Source organism: Streptomyces coeruleorubidus (assembly GCF_008705135.1).
GTDB lineage: Bacteria > Actinomycetota > Actinomycetes > Streptomycetales > Streptomycetaceae > Streptomyces > Streptomyces coeruleofuscus.
Genome location: NZ_CP023694.1, coordinates 3,939,859 through 3,953,730, shown reverse-complemented (window position 1 = coordinate 3,953,730; position 13,872 = coordinate 3,939,859). Strand labels below are relative to the sequence as shown.

Below are 13,872 nucleotides of genomic sequence, written 5' to 3'. Positions count from 1 at the left end.
CCGCGCATCCGGTGTCAGCCCGCCGTGCGCCGCTCCAGGACCACGTACCCGTTGGCCTTGCCCGCGACGGCGTACGCGGCGCCGGGATGCAGGTCCCCGGCGTAGCCCACGGGGTCGCGGTACTCGCCGTCGATGTTCTCCAGGGCGATGTACTGGGGGGTGCTGCCCCGGGTGTTGCCGAGCCAGAAGACCCGGCAGCGTGCGGTCAGGCGGCTGATCGGGCCGATGTTGGCCTCGACTGTGGCGCCGTCGGGGATCCGCGCCAGGAGCCGTTCGACGCCGGACACCGCGGCGGGCTTCCGGTAGGTCCCGGCCTCCGTGAGCTGCGCCAGCGGCAGTGAGGTGGTCAGCGCCAGGGCCGCCGCGGCGACGGCGGCCGGCAACTGGGCGGCGTACGAGCTCAGCCACGCGCGCGGGCTGTGGCGCGCGGTCGTCAGGGCGTCGGCGAGCGCGAGGAACACGACCGGCATCAGAACCGCGCTGTAGTGCCAGTCGGTGCCCCAGTAGTGGTCGTCGCCGGACAGGAAGCGCCAGCCGAGCGTCGGCAGGGCCACCAGCAGCAGCGGGGAACGCAGGGCGAGCAGTCCGGTGGTGGGGATCAGCAGCCAGGCGAGGGTGCGGAGCTTGGTGCCGAGGCCGTCGACGGGGCTGCCCGACTCGCTGACCTTGTTCCAGTAGTCGTAGGTCCCGGCGGTGTTGAACGACGGGATGACCACCGTGAGGACGAGCAGTGCCGCCGCCATGCCGAACACCGCGGCACCGAGCGCGTACGGAACCGTCCGGGGCGACGAGCCGCGCGCCCGCCAGGCGACCACGAGCGCGATCGCGGCCAGCGTCAGTCCCAGGTCCTCCTTCACCAGCACCAGGGGAAGCGCCCAGCACAGGGCCGCGCGCCGGCGGTCCGCGAGCAGCGCCTCCAGGGAGAAGGCGATCAGCGGGACGGCGAAGCAGATCTCGTGGAAGTCGAAGTCGACGGCGCGCTGGACACCCCAGGACAGCCCGTAGGCGAGGCCGAGCGCCAGACCCCGGCGACGGCCGAGGAGCCGGGCTGCGGCGCGGGTGACGGGCACGGCGGACAGGGCGAAGAGCGCGGCCTGGGCGACCAGCAGCGTGACCGGTGAGGGAAACAGCCGGTACGCCGGCGCGAGCAGAGCCGTCACCGGGCTGAAGTGGTCACCCAGGATGGCGAACCCCGGCCCCTTGAGGTCGGACACCGGCGCCCGCAGGTGCGCGTACGCCCGCACGACCTGCTCGAAGATGCCCAGGTCCCAGGAGAGGGTCGTCATGTGCCGGTAGCGGCCGACGGAGACGGCCGTGTAGGCGGCGAAGAGGACCGCGGCCAGGACCCAGGGGTCCCACCGCGCGCGATCCGGGGGCCGGCCGCCGCGGGAAGGGGCGACCGGCGTCGGTATGTGGGCCTCTGAGACGGCCGGGAGGGCGGGGGCGGGCATGCCGGGCCTTACGGGTGGGGGGTACCGCTCGGGGGACCGGGCCGATCATGCCGTGGCGAAATCAACGGGTGGAGGTGAAGTTGTGAAGATTGGGCGGCTGATTCCGATCTTGTCCGGCGGCGTAGCTGTCTCGTCCAGCCGCACACGGGGGCAGGCGGCCGGGCGGGCCTCGCGGAGAACCGGCGTCATCCACAGCCCCGGCGCGCGGGCGCGCGTCGTCGTACGCTGGAGACCCCCGGCCCGCGACGCGCGTCGGGCCCGTCGTGTTGCCCACCCCTGGACGGAAAACACCCCGAATGAGCCTGCACGGTCTGCTCGACGCCGTAAGTAAGGACGCCGCCCTCGCGGAAGCGATCAACGCGGCCGCAGACGGCAACCGCATGCACGTCGACCTGGTCGGCCCCCCTGCGGCCCGCCCCTTCGCGGTCGCCGCCCTGGCCCGCGACACGGGCCGCCCGGTGCTGGCCGTGACGGCGACCGGCCGCGAGGCGGAGGACCTGGCCGCGGCCCTGCGCTCCCTCCTCCCGCCGGAGGGGATCGTGGAGTACCCGTCCTGGGAGACGCTCCCGCACGAGCGGCTCAGCCCCCGCAGCGACACCGTCGGCCGCCGATTGGCCGTGCTGCGCCGCCTGGCCCACCCCCGCCCCGACGACCCCGAGACCGGCCCGGTCTCCGTCGTCGTGGCGCCCGTGCGGTCGGTGCTCCAGCCGCAGGTCAAGGGCCTCGGCGACCTGGAGCCGGTCGCCTTGAGGACGGGGCAGACCGCCGACCTGAACGAGATCGTCGACGCCCTCGCGGCCGCCGCGTACGCGCGAGTGGAGCTCGTGGAGAAGCGCGGCGAGTTCGCCGTCCGCGGCGGCATCCTCGACGTGTTCCCGCCCACCGAGGAACACCCCCTGCGCATCGAGTTCTGGGGCGACGACGTCGAGGAGATCCGCTACTTCAAGGTCGCCGACCAGCGCTCCCTGGAAGTCGCCCAGCACGGCCTGTGGGCGCCGCCGTGCCGGGAACTGCTGCTCACCGAGGACGTCCGCGCGCGTGCGCGTGCCCTCGCCGAGGAGCACCCCGAGCTCGGTGAACTGCTCGGCAAGATCGCCGAGGGGATCGCGGTGGAGGGCATGGAGTCCCTCGCGCCGGTCCTGGTCGACGACATGGAGCTGCTGCTCGACGTGCTGCCCAAGGGCGCCATGGCCGTCGTGTGCGACCCGGAGCGGGTCCGCACGCGCGCGTCGGACCTGGTGGCCACGTCGCAGGAGTTCCTCCAGGCCTCCTGGGCGGCCACCGCCGGCGGCGGCGAGGCGCCCATCGACGTCGGCGCGGCCTCCCTGTGGTCCATCGCCGACGTCCGGGACCGGGCCCGCGAGCTGGACATGATGTGGTGGTCGGTGTCGCCGTTCGCCGCGGACGAGGAGCTCGACGCCGACACGCTGAAGCTCGGCATGCACGCCCCGGAGACCTACCGCGGGGACACCGCCAAGGCCCTCGCGGACACCAAGGGCTGGCTCGCCGACGGCTGGCGCGCGGTGTTCGTCACCGAGGCGCACGGCCCGGCGGCCCGTACGGTCGAGGTGCTGGGCGGCGAGGGCATCGCCGCCCGTCACGACGCGGACCTGGCCGAGATCTCCCCGTCGGTCGTGCACGTGGCGTGCGGCTCGATCGAGCACGGCTTCGTCGACCCGGCCCTCAGACTCGCCGTACTGACCGAGACGGACCTGACCGGTCAGCGGGCGGCGGGCCGCGACGGCGCCCGGATGCCGGCCCGCCGCCGCAAGACCATCGACCCGCTCACCCTGGAGCCGGGCGACTACATCGTCCACGAGCAGCACGGCGTCGGCCGCTACATCGAGATGGTGCAGCGCACCGTGCAGGGCGCGACCCGCGAGTACCTGGTCGTCGAGTACGCGCCCGCCAAGCGCGGCCAGCCCGGCGACCGCCTCTACATCCCCACCGACCAGCTGGAGCAGATCACCAAGTACGTCGGCGGCGAGGCCCCCACCCTGCACCGCCTCGGCGGCGCCGACTGGACGAAGACGAAGGCCCGCGCGAAGAAGGCCGTCAAGGAGATCGCGGCCGACCTGATCAAGCTCTACAGCGCCCGCATGGCGGCCCCCGGCCACGCCTTCGGGTCGGACACCCCCTGGCAGCGCGAGCTGGAGGACGCCTTCCCCTACGCGGAGACGCCCGACCAGCTCACCACCATCGCCGAGGTCAAGGAGGACATGGAGAAGTCGGTCCCGATGGACCGCCTGATCTGCGGCGACGTCGGCTACGGCAAGACCGAGATCGCGGTCAGGGCCGCCTTCAAGGCCGTCCAGGACGGCAAGCAGGTGGCCGTGCTCGTGCCCACGACGCTGCTGGTGCAGCAGCACTTCGGGACGTTCAGCGAGCGGTACGCGCAGTTCCCCGTGAACGTGAAGGCACTGTCCCGCTTCCAGACCGACACCGAGGCCAAGGCGGTCCTGGAAGGCCTGCGCGAGGGCTCGGTGGACATCGTCATCGGCACCCACCGCCTGTTCTCGTCGGAGACCAAGTTCAAGGACCTGGGCCTGGTCATCGTCGACGAGGAACAGCGCTTCGGTGTCGAGCACAAGGAGCAGCTGAAGAAGCTCCGCGCCAACGTCGACGTGCTGACCATGTCCGCCACCCCGATCCCCAGGACGCTGGAGATGGCCGTGACGGGCATCCGCGAGATGTCCACGATCACGACCCCTCCGGAGGAACGGCACCCGGTGCTGACCTTCGTCGGCCCCTACGAGGAGAAGCAGATCGGGGCCGCCATCCGCCGCGAACTGCTGCGCGAGGGCCAGGTCTTCTACATCCACAACCGCGTCGAGTCGATCGACCGGGCCGCCGCCCGGCTGCGCGAGATCGTCCCCGAGGCGCGCATCGCCACCGCCCACGGCCAGATGTCCGAGCAGGCGCTGGAACAGGTCGTCGTCGACTTCTGGGAGAAGAAGTTCGACGTGCTGGTGTCCACGACCATCGTGGAATCCGGCATCGACATCTCCAACGCCAACACCCTCATCGTCGAGCGCGGCGACACCTTCGGCCTGTCCCAGCTGCACCAGCTGCGCGGCCGGGTGGGCCGTGGCCGCGAGCGCGGGTACGCGTACTTCCTCTACCCGCCGGAGAAGCCGCTGACCGAGACCGCGCACGAGCGGCTCGCGACCATCGCCCAGCACACGGAGATGGGCGCCGGCATGTACGTCGCGATGAAGGACCTGGAGATCCGCGGCGCGGGCAACCTGCTCGGCGGCGAGCAGTCCGGCCACATCGCGGGCGTCGGCTTCGACCTGTACGTACGGATGGTCGGCGAGGCCGTCGCCGACTACCGCCGCCAGCTGGAGACCGGCGAGATCGAGGAGGAGCCGCCGCTCGAGGTCAAGATCGAGCTGCCCGTCGACGCGCACGTCCCGCACGACTACGCGCCGGGCGAGCGGCTCAGGCTCCAGGCGTACCGCGCCATCGCCTCCGCCAACACGGAGGAGGACGTCAAGGCGGTACGCGAGGAACTCGTCGACCGCTACGGCAAGCTGCCCGAACCCGTGGAGAACCTGCTGCTCGTGGCCGGTCTGCGGATGCTCGCGCGGGCGTGCGGCGTCGGCGAGATCGTGCTCCAGGGCACCAACATCCGCTTCGCGCCCGTGGAGTTGCGCGAGTCGCAGGAGCTGCGGGTCAAGCGGCTGTACCCCGGGGTCGTCATCAAGCCGGCAGCGCACCAGGTGCTGGTGCCGCGCCCGAAGACCGCGAAGGTCGGCGGGAAGCCGCTGGTCGGGCGGGATCTGCTGGCGTGGGTCGGGGAGTTCCTGACGTCGGTGCTGGGTTCCTGACGCTGACGTGGTGTCAGGCCACCGGTCGTACGTGCGTCCCGGTGGCCTGACGCAGCGCCGCCGCCAGCCGGTCGCGGACCTCGACCTGTGCGGCGATGCGCGCGTCCAGCACCGCGAGACGGCCGGCGGCGACCCGGAGCGCCTCCGCGGAGGCGGGCCCGGCCGTGACGTCGCCGTCCAGGCACGGCAGGAACACCCGTACGTCGTCGAGCGTCAGGCCCACGTCCAGCAGACGGCGGACGTTGCGGACGCGGACGGCCGTACCGGTGTCGTACAGGCGGTAGCCGTTCGCGGCGCGTACGGAGGTGATGAGCCCCGCCTGCTCGTAGTGGCGCAGGGCGCGCGGCGTGGTGCCGGTCGCCTCGGCGAGTTCACCGATCCGCATACGTCGTTCCGCCATGCGCGTCAGTCTCATGCGACGACCGCGCCGCCGTCCACCGGAAGGATCACGCCGGTGACGAACGACGCCTGCGGCGAGGCCAGTTGTGTGATCGCCCACGCCACCTCCTCGGGGCGTCCGACCCGGCCGAGCGGCGTGTGCGCGAGCTGCCACGCGCGGATCGCGGCCTGCTGTTCGGGGGTGTGGCCCGAGTGCTCGCCGATCGGTGTGTCGATCGCTCCCGGCGCCACGGCGGCGACCCGGATCCCCAGCGGGGCGAACTCGACCGCCCAGCTGCGTGTGAGCACCTCCAGGGCCGCCTTCCCGGCCGCGTACAGGGAGTTGCCCGGCCAGGCGCGCTGCCCGACGGACGTCGTCACGTTCACGATCACGCCCCGGCTGTCCTCGAGAGCCGGGAGCGCGGCCTGCGTGAGCAGGACGGGAGCGAGGAGGTTCGTCGCGAGCTGGTGCTCCACGGTGGCACGCGTATAGGTGCGCAGGGACTGGGTGTTGACGATGCCCGCGTTGTTCACGAGTACGTCGATGCGGCCGTGCCGGTCGAGTGCCGTACGGACGATGCTCTCGGGGCCGTCGCCGGCCGTGATGTCGGCGACGAGCGGGCTGATGCGGGCCGGGTCATGGGCGGCGGTCCCGGCGAGGGGCGCCTCACGGCGGCCCACCGCCACGACGTGTGCGCCCGCGTCGGCGAAGGCGTGGGCGGTGGCACGGCCGATGCCGGAACCGGCGCCGGTGACGAGCACGGTGCGTGGGGTCTTCGAATGCGGGGATGCCATGCGGGGATCGTCGGACCCTGACGTCAGTGTCAAGGTCAAGCGCGAGTGCCGAGGTCACGCCCGTATGGCACGAGGGCGGTGAGCGACGGTTACCCGGAGTGGCGGAACAGCATCCGCGCCAGCTTGCGGAACACCTCCTCGGGGTCCTGGCCGCCCACCGGATCCTCCAGGTTGTGACCGAGCAGCAGCGTGGCGAAGCCGTGGGCCAGGGACCAGGCGGCGACGCCGGCGAGCCGGGGGTCCGTGCCACGGCCTTCCGGGGGCACCGCCGTGACGGCCTCGCGCAGGGCGTCGGAGGCGAGGGCGCGCGCCGTGGTCAGTTCCAGGTCGCCGGTGCGCAGCAGTTCGGGCGCGAACATCACCTGGAAGTGCGCCGGATGCTCACGCGCGAAACGTACGTAGCGCACACCGGCCTCCTCCAGGTCTGTCGCCGCCCTGAGCGTTGTCGCGAGCAGCCCGAAGCCCTCGGCGGCGATGGCCGTGAGCAGTCCGGCGCGGTCCTTGAAGTGGTGGGCGGGCGCGGCGTGCGAGACGCCTGCGCGGCGGGCGAGGTCGCGCAGGCTCAGCCCGGACGGACCGTCCGCCGCGATGGCGTCGAGGGCGGCGGTGAGGATGGCACGGCGCAGGTCGCCGTGGTGGTACGGGCGGCCGCTGGGGCCCTTCTCGGTCGCTGATGGCTTGCTGGAGCTCATGCCAGGAGCGTACGCCGCATCTAGGCATTGACAAGTTCGGGGTCGCCGAGGCAATCTTGTCAGTGTCAAGTTGAGTGCCCGGGCGGCCGGCCGCGACGCGGTGGGAATGGCGGCGGTCAGGTGCGACGGGACCGGACGCGAGTGCGTGGAGGTGTGTCATGCCGGAGCATGTCGGCGAGATCGACGGAGACGCGGTGACGCGGGACGGCCGCGTGCAGCCGGCTCGCGTGCGGCAGATGTGGCACCTGCTGGAGCCCCTGCACGCGGTGCTGTACTACGCGCCGGAGGCCTTCGAGGAGGCGGCCGCCCTCGGGTACGGCACCCGGGAGCGCTGGCCGAGCTACTTCGCCTACCGCGCCGCCCCGTTGGGGGAGGCCGGCCCGGAGCGGGTGGCCTCGGCCTTCTACAGCTTCAGTCCTCGCATGGTCGCCGAGTATGCCGAGCCGGCCTGGAGAGTCGCGAGCCCGGACGCGGTCCTCGAAGCGAGGACGCGGGCGGTCGACCGGGCCTACCGCGCCCTGTTCGGCGACCAGGTGGACAGCCCCGCGATGGCGGAAGCCGCCGCGCTCGCCCGGCGCGCGGCCGAGGCGGCAAACCCGGCCGGCCGTCCGCTCGCCGCGGCCAACGCCGCGCTCGACTGGCCCACGGCTCCGCACCTGCAGTTGTGGCACGCGGCGACGATCCTGCGCGAGCACCGCGGCGACGGCCACCTCGCGGCCCTGCTCGTGGCCGGCCTGGATCCGGTGGAGGCGCTCGTCTCCTTCGCCGCGATAGGCGCCGCGCCGGTGGAGCGCTTCGAGAGCCGTGGGTGGAGCTCAGCGGAATGGGCTGCCGCGCGCGACCGCCTGGCCGGCAAGGGCCTGGTCGACACGGACGGCGGGGCCACGCAAGCGGGCCGCGCGCTGCGTGACCGAGTGGAGCGGCACACCGACCGACTTGCCGCCGGGCCCTGGCAGTTGCTCGGCCCGGAGGGCGTCGACCGTCTCGCCGGACTGCTGGGCGACTTCTGGGTCGCGGTCCTGGCGTCGGGACTGCTGCCCCAGGAGACGACGTTGGGGATAGGCAAGGTCTGATCCGGCGGGGGGTGCGAAGGCCCGCTCGGGCCACAGCTCATCCGCCCTCCGGCTCATCCGCATCCCTCCCCCAGGCGCCGTCGGGCATGCGAAGCCGCCCGCAGGAGGTGCGTCTTGGTTGCCTCCCCGCGGACGGCCTCTGAGGTGCGGAGGCCTTACTGCTGGTCGGGTCGTTCGCGGTCACGGTCCATGCCGAGCTGCCCCTCGACCCGCTGCTGCCCGGTGTCGATCTGGTCCTCGTACTTGCCGCCGGTCCTCTCGTTCATCTTCTGTTCCGCGGAGTCGGAGCCTTGCTTGCCCTTGTGCCGCGCCTGGCTCTTGAACTTGTCGAAGATGCCCATTCAGAGCTCCTTCCGGAGTTGACTCAGAACCGACGATACGCGCGCAATACGAGGAATGCCCGTTCAGGCCTGGTGTGGTCTGTACCTCTCCCTCGCTACGGTGGGGGAGGCACAGACCGCCCGTGCGGTGGCGGAACAGGCGAGCAGGGGAGGGGCGCACAGTGAGGCGTCTGAGGGGCGGGGCGGCACCGGCCGTCGCGATAATGTGCGCTGTGCTGGCCGGCTGTGAAGGCCTGGCCCCGCCCGCGGACGGCGGTGGACCCTCGGGTTCCGGCGTCCCGACGGCAGGCGACGGACGAGCCGTGAACCCGCTGGACAACCCGGACGGCACGAAGCCGGGCCTGGCGGTGATCACGTCCACCGAGGACAAGGCGCGGGCCCGTGCCCTCATCGGGAAGGTGGCGACGAAGGGACGCGGGCCCAGGACGGGCTACGAACGGGACAAGTTCGGCTACGCCTGGATGGACTCGGCACCGGCCGACGTCCCCTTCGCCCGCAACGGGTGCGACTCACGCAACGACCTCCTCAAACGCGACGGGGAAGACCTCCGCTTCCGGTCGGGCTCGGACTGCGTCGTCATGGCACTGACGCTGCACGACCCGTACACCGGGAAGGTCATCGAGTGGACCAAGTCCCGCGCGATGGAGGTCCAGATAGACCACGTCATGCCGCTGTCCTACGACTGGCAGATGGGCGCCTCGCGCTGGACGGAGGACAAGCGGGAGGCCATCGCCAACGACCCGCTCAACCTCGTCCCGGTGGACGGGCGGACCAACAGCTCCAAGGGCGACTCCGGACCGGCGTCCTGGCTGCCGCCGAACAAGCGGATCCGCTGCGCCTATTCGGTGCGCTTCGCCCAGGTGTCGCTGAAGTACGAGCTTCCCGTCACGGCGGCGGACAAGCGGATGATGCTGGAGCAGTGCGGCGGCTGACGCGGCACGGGCTGCCGGTGCGGCTGCCGCTCGGCCAGAAAGCACTTTCCAACTCCGACTCGATGTGCTGGGGTGACCCGTGATGTCACAGGACGGGTGACGGGGACACGATCGGAGGGTGACGGATGCCGAGCGGACTCGTCGCGCTGGCGCTCGGCGGCTTCGGCATCGGTCTGACCGAGTTCCTCATCGCGGGGCTGCTGCCGCAGGTGGCGTCCGGTTTCGCGGTGTCCGAGGCGGCCGCGGGCTGGCTGATCTCCGGGTACGCGCTGAGTGTCGCGGTGGGAGCGATCGCGCTGACCGCGGCGACGGCACGGCTGCCCCGCAAGCAGGTCCTGCTCGGGCTGGTGGCGTTGTTCGTCGTCGGCAACCTGCTCTCCGCCATCGCGCCGAACTACCCGGTGATGCTGCTCGGGCGGATCGTCGCGGCGCTGTGTCACGGTTCGTTCTTCGGTATCGGTTCGCTGGTCGCGCGCAGTCTGGTCGCGCCGGAGAAGAAGTCCCAGGCCGTGGCGATCATGTTCGCCGGGCTGACGGTCGCGAACGTGCTGGGCGTGCCGTTCGGCGCGCTGGTCGGCGAGCGCTGGGGCTGGAGGGCGGCGTTCTGGGCCGTCACCGCGATCGGCGTGCTCGCGCTCGCGGGAATCGCCGCGCTGGTGCCCGCGTGGGCGGGCCGAGTGCGGCCGGCGACAGGAACGGATCCCGTACCGGGTCGGCCGGCCACAGGGCCAGGCGAGTCGGACCCAGCGCCCCCCAGCGGCCTGCGGGCGCAGTTGCGGGCGTTCCGGTCCTGGCAGGTCTGGCTGACGCTGACGGCCACCGCGCTCAGCTACGGCGGGATGTTCGGCGCGTTCAGCTACATCGCCTACACCTTCACCGAGGTCAGCGGCTTCGCCCCGGCGGACGTCGCCTGGCTGCTGATGGTGTACGGCGTCGGACTGGTCGTCGGGAACCTGGTCGGCGGGCGCGCGGCCGACCGCGACCGTGACCGTGCCCTGGTCCTCGCGCTGTCCGGACTCACCCTCACCTTGGCCCTGTTCGGGCTGCTGGCCGGCAGCGCGACCGCCTCGGTCGTCCTGGTGTTCGTGATGGGCGTGACCGGGTTCGCCAGTGTGCCCGGGATGATCACGCGTGTCACCGACTACGCGCACGGAGCGGCACTGGCCGCCAGCGCCAACGTGTCCGCTTCCAACGTCGGCAACGCCCTCGGCGCCTGGCTCGGAGGCCTGGCCATCACCGCGGGCCTCGGCTACACCTCACCGCTCTACGTCGGCGCCGGCATCGCCCTGTTGTCGACGGCGGTCATGGTGATCGCCGTCCGCCGGGCCGGGACTCCCCGAGTGGCGGACCGTGCCCCCACGTCGTAATTCGGTTCCGGCCGTGCGCCCTCATGCCTACCGTGATCGCATGCAGCCGAAGATATCGAGCCTCGCCGACCGCCCGGACATGCTGGAGCGGGTCGTCGGAATGGCGGACACCTGGCCCGAGTTCACGATCCAGGACCTCGTGGGCGCCGCTCACTTCCCTCGGATCGCCGCCGAACTCCCGGAGTGCGTCCTGTTCGCCGAGGACGAGAAGGGCGAGGTCGTCGCGAACGCCTACAGCGTGCCCTTCGCCCTGAATGCCGAGGGCCGTGGCCAACTGCCCGGGAACGGCTGGGACACGGTCCTGGTGTGGGCGTTCTCCGACCTGCGTCGCGGGGTCCGCCCCGACACGGTCAGCGCGATCTCGGTCTCGATCGCCCCGCACGCCCAGGGCCGCGGCCTGTCCGCGCTGATGCTCTCGGCCATGCGCGACAACGCCCGGGCGCGCGGCTTCCGGGAGGTGGTCGCCCCCGTCCGCCCCAACGCCAAGCACCTGGAACCGCACACGCCCATCGAGGAGTACGCCCACCGCGTCCGCCCCGACGGCCTGCCCCAGGACCCGTGGCTGCGGGTCCACGCCCGGGCCGGCGCCACCATCGACTGCGTGGCACCGGCCTCCATGACGGTGTCCGCCTCGCTGGCGGACTGGCGCCGCTGGACGGGGCTGCCCTTCGACACCCAGGGCGACATCGAGGTGCCCGGCGCCCTGGTGCCGGTGCGCTGCGAGCCCGAGCGCGGATACGCGGTGTACGTCGAGCCCAACGTGTGGATGCGGCACCCCTTGTGACCGCGGTACGCCGTGTGACGCGGCGGGCCCTGCCGTAAAGCTCCCTTACGACGCAGTCGCTTACGATCCGTAGGCCGGCTGGCCCGCCAGCGCGGCGAGTTCGGGAGCGGGCTCGACGCCCAGCTCTCTGCGCAGCCGTCGCCGCAGGTCCCGGAACAGCTCGGCGGCCCTGCTGGGTGCTCCGATCTCCACGAACGCCCGCATGAGGAGCAGATGGCTCGGCTCGTCGAGCGGTTCCCAGGACACCAGGAACGTCGCCGTCTCCGCCGCCTCGTGGGGAAGGCCGCCGACCAGGAGGCTGTGACCGGCCTCCCGCAGCGCGTGGAACCTGCGCTCGTCCCAGCCGGCCTGGTGCATCTCCGCCCATGCCGACCGCACGTCGGACATCAACGGCTGCCGCAGCATCTCCAGGTCCCGGGCGCGGGGCGGTACGCCTGGCCGGGTGACGCGTTCCAGGGCCTCCTCCGCCAGCCTCCAGTCGCTGGCCAGCGCGTCGGTGAGGTGCACCGTCTCGCCTTCGGTGTACGTCAGTTCCCAGGGCAGGCTCCGGTTCGTCCGCCACAACAGGCGGCTGAGCCTGCGCCGCCCGACACTCTCCGGCAGGTCGGGCCAGAGCGCTCCGACGAGGGCGGGTCTTCGGGCTCTGCGTCCACCGCGCAGTTCCAGATAGGCGAGCAGTTCGGCGGTCTGCGGCGGCAGTCGGTGGGATTCGTGTTCTGCGAGGTGGATGCCGTCGTCACCCAGCAGACGGAGCAGCACGGTGGGTTCGGTCCCGCTCTTGTCCGGGTGCGTGGAGGCCACTCCGAACGGAGATACGTATGGCAAAGGTTCCCCCTGTTTTTCCCCGTTTCCGGCCCGTGTCCTCGTAAGTACCGGGCCGTGCGTGATGCGACAGAGGTCAGCTGTGCGGATCACGCGCCAGACAGTTAACACCGGGCCGCCGAACGGAACAAGCCATATGGCCACCGGTCGTGGGACAGCGGTGACCGAAAGTGATTTCCCGGCGCGTCCGGCCGTCGAGTGGCCCGCAGGCGCTGACCTGGCCCGAGAACAGCGCGGAGACACCCGGAAGACACCTCCGTTGCATGATGTGCTCATGTCCGAGATCGTCAGGGGGCGCGACAGGGTGAGCGGGGAGACGGGGCCTTGTGAGCCTGTGCGAGCCGTTGGCCAACCGGCCGGAACGGCTTGCCAGTTGACTCATGGAGGACTCCGTGAACAAGAACCGCATCATCGCGAGCACCGTGCTCGTCGGTGCTCTCATCGGTGTCGGCGCACCGGCCGCCAACGCCGCGACCCCGGCCCGCTCCGTCGCCCAGGTGCAGACGGTCGACACCCACCGCGCGGTCACCTCGGCCGCCGAGGTGAAGGTCGCGACACCGGCCGCCTCCACCAACGCCGCCACGGGCTCCGCCACCGCCTCGGCCGCTGCGGAGACGGGCGAGGTCGCCGCCAAGGGCCGCATCAGCTGGCTCATCGGCAAGCTGAAGGGCCTCGGCTCGACCGCCTGGAACAAGCTGAAGGCCGCGGCCAAGAGCGGCTACAACGCGTTCAAGAAGGCGTACGAGAAGTACGTGCCGTGGCTGGTCCGCAAGGCGATCGAGGTCGGCTACACGGTCTACGAGGTCTACACCATCGTGAAGGACTTCGTCAGCTGACGACCGTGCTGACCGAAGGGCCGAGCAGGGTGATTCCCCGTTCGGACGCTTGTCGGGAAGCCACCGTCGCAGCGCCCGGACGCCCGTCCGGCTCTCGGTGACCTTGTCGGCCGCGGGAGCGGGGGCTCCGCTCGGCCGTCACCAACGGTCAGGGTTCCGGCCGGTCACCCGGCCGGCTGTGCGGCCCGCGGAACCAGCCGGTTCCGCGGGCCGCACACCCCTTCCCGACACCCGACCCTTTGACAAGCCCTCGAGGAAAACCAAGGAAGACATGAGCAACGGATCCTTCTCGGCACGGGGGCAGGAAGCCCCGGAGTCCGTCCGCGGCGACGCCTGGCCCGTAGTCCCGCTCGCAGTGGCCCTGCTGCTGCTCCGCTGGCAGGGAGACCAGACCTGGGCGTACGTCACCGCTGCCGTGATCGGCGGCGTCGGGCTCCTGGCGGCGCTGATCGGACTCACCGAGTGCGTCAAGGCCGTCCGCCGCGGACTCGCGCCCGGCAAGGTCGTCTGGGTCGTCGCCGTCCTGTTGCTCGCGAGCTTCGGCGTGGTGCAGCAACTGATCGTGGCCTGA

13 protein-coding genes are annotated in these 13,872 nt (G+C 71.8%); 7 read left to right on the top strand and 6 right to left on the bottom strand.

Annotated elements, in window-relative coordinates; all coding sequences use genetic code 11:
* Positions 1-14: 14 nt before the first annotated feature.
* The gene (locus CP976_RS18150) at positions 15-1,451 is read right to left on the bottom strand and encodes a DUF2079 domain-containing protein (RefSeq protein ID WP_229876176.1); all 1,437 of its coding nucleotides are present in this window, start codon (positions 1,449-1,451) and stop codon (positions 15-17) included.
* A 296-nt stretch (positions 1,452-1,747) separates the two neighbouring features.
* On the opposite strand from CP976_RS18150, the gene mfd reads away from it, so the two are divergent.
* Positions 1,748-5,281 carry a transcription-repair coupling factor gene (gene mfd / locus CP976_RS18145; RefSeq protein WP_150481325.1) on the top strand — a complete coding sequence of 1,178 codons (3,534 nt, stop codon included), beginning with the start codon at positions 1,748-1,750 and terminating at the stop codon, positions 5,279-5,281.
* Positions 5,282-5,294: 13 nt separating this feature from the next.
* Here the strand turns inward: mfd and CP976_RS18140 are convergent, their stop codons facing one another.
* The 3 genes from CP976_RS18140 to CP976_RS18130 form a co-directional block, all read right to left on the bottom strand.
* A complete protein-coding gene (locus CP976_RS18140) occupies positions 5,295-5,666 on the bottom strand; it encodes a MerR family transcriptional regulator (protein WP_150485387.1) in 372 nt (123 codons plus the stop codon).
* A 26-nt stretch (positions 5,667-5,692) separates the two neighbouring features.
* Positions 5,693-6,454, bottom strand: coding sequence for an SDR family NAD(P)-dependent oxidoreductase (locus CP976_RS18135; RefSeq protein WP_150481324.1), 762 nt, complete (start codon positions 6,452-6,454; stop codon positions 5,693-5,695).
* Positions 6,455-6,543: 89 nt separating this feature from the next.
* Complete coding sequence (locus CP976_RS18130) at positions 6,544-7,146, bottom strand: TetR/AcrR family transcriptional regulator (RefSeq protein ID WP_150481323.1); 603 nt, start codon at positions 7,144-7,146, stop codon at positions 6,544-6,546.
* Positions 7,147-7,382: 236 nt separating this feature from the next.
* Here CP976_RS18130 and CP976_RS18125 point away from each other — a divergent pair, with 236 nt between their 5' ends.
* Entirely contained in the window at positions 7,383-8,219 is an 837-nt protein-coding gene (locus CP976_RS18125; RefSeq protein ID WP_150485386.1) for an SCO6745 family protein, read from the top strand.
* A gap of 155 nt (positions 8,220-8,374) precedes the next feature.
* Here the strand turns inward: CP976_RS18125 and CP976_RS18120 are convergent, their stop codons facing one another.
* Positions 8,375-8,560, bottom strand: a complete 186-nt coding sequence (locus tag CP976_RS18120; RefSeq protein WP_150481322.1) for an antitoxin — start codon at positions 8,558-8,560, stop codon at positions 8,375-8,377.
* 161 nt (positions 8,561-8,721) lie between these two features.
* Here CP976_RS18120 and CP976_RS18115 point away from each other — a divergent pair, with 161 nt between their 5' ends.
* From CP976_RS18115 to CP976_RS18105, 3 genes are all read left to right on the top strand, one after another.
* Positions 8,722-9,492, top strand: coding sequence for an HNH endonuclease family protein (locus CP976_RS18115; protein ID WP_150481321.1), 771 nt, complete (start codon positions 8,722-8,724; stop codon positions 9,490-9,492).
* 125 nt (positions 9,493-9,617) lie between these two features.
* A complete protein-coding gene (locus CP976_RS18110; RefSeq protein ID WP_150481320.1) occupies positions 9,618-10,859 on the top strand; it encodes an MFS transporter in 1,242 nt (413 codons plus the stop codon).
* 40 nt (positions 10,860-10,899) lie between these two features.
* On the top strand, positions 10,900-11,643 hold the full coding sequence (locus CP976_RS18105; RefSeq protein WP_150481319.1) for a GNAT family N-acetyltransferase: 744 nt from the start codon (positions 10,900-10,902) through the stop codon (positions 11,641-11,643).
* Positions 11,644-11,703: 60 nt separating this feature from the next.
* Here the strand turns inward: CP976_RS18105 and CP976_RS18100 are convergent, their stop codons facing one another.
* Positions 11,704-12,468, bottom strand: a complete 765-nt coding sequence (locus tag CP976_RS18100; RefSeq protein ID WP_167537357.1) for an AfsR/SARP family transcriptional regulator — start codon at positions 12,466-12,468, stop codon at positions 11,704-11,706.
* 389 nt (positions 12,469-12,857) lie between these two features.
* Here CP976_RS18100 and CP976_RS18095 point away from each other — a divergent pair, with 389 nt between their 5' ends.
* Both CP976_RS18095 and CP976_RS18090 read left to right on the top strand, forming a co-directional pair.
* The gene (locus CP976_RS18095) at positions 12,858-13,301 is read left to right on the top strand and encodes a hypothetical protein (RefSeq protein WP_150481317.1); all 444 of its coding nucleotides are present in this window, start codon (positions 12,858-12,860) and stop codon (positions 13,299-13,301) included.
* Positions 13,302-13,572: 271 nt separating this feature from the next.
* A complete protein-coding gene (locus CP976_RS18090; protein WP_150481316.1) occupies positions 13,573-13,872 on the top strand; it encodes a hypothetical protein in 300 nt (99 codons plus the stop codon).

Excerpts from the sequence above, each read along its gene's own strand:
- CP976_RS18150 (WP_229876176.1), bottom strand. The coding sequence starts at position 1,451 with ATGCCCGCCCCCGCCCTCCCGGCCGTCTCAGAGGCCCACATACCGACG.
- mfd (WP_150481325.1), top strand. The coding sequence starts at position 1,748 with ATGAGCCTGCACGGTCTGCTCGACGCCGTAAGTAAGGACGCCGCCCTC.
- CP976_RS18140 (WP_150485387.1), bottom strand. The coding sequence starts at position 5,666 with ATGCGGATCGGTGAACTCGCCGAGGCGACCGGCACCACGCCGCGCGCC.
- CP976_RS18135 (WP_150481324.1), bottom strand. The coding sequence starts at position 6,454 with ATGGCATCCCCGCATTCGAAGACCCCACGCACCGTGCTCGTCACCGGC.
- CP976_RS18130 (WP_150481323.1), bottom strand. The coding sequence starts at position 7,146 with ATGAGCTCCAGCAAGCCATCAGCGACCGAGAAGGGCCCCAGCGGCCGC.
- CP976_RS18125 (WP_150485386.1), top strand. The coding sequence starts at position 7,383 with ATGTGGCACCTGCTGGAGCCCCTGCACGCGGTGCTGTACTACGCGCCG.
- CP976_RS18120 (WP_150481322.1), bottom strand. The coding sequence starts at position 8,560 with ATGGGCATCTTCGACAAGTTCAAGAGCCAGGCGCGGCACAAGGGCAAG.
- CP976_RS18110 (WP_150481320.1), top strand. The coding sequence starts at position 9,618 with ATGCCGAGCGGACTCGTCGCGCTGGCGCTCGGCGGCTTCGGCATCGGT.
- CP976_RS18105 (WP_150481319.1), top strand. The coding sequence starts at position 10,900 with ATGCAGCCGAAGATATCGAGCCTCGCCGACCGCCCGGACATGCTGGAG.
- CP976_RS18090 (WP_150481316.1), top strand. The coding sequence starts at position 13,573 with ATGAGCAACGGATCCTTCTCGGCACGGGGGCAGGAAGCCCCGGAGTCC.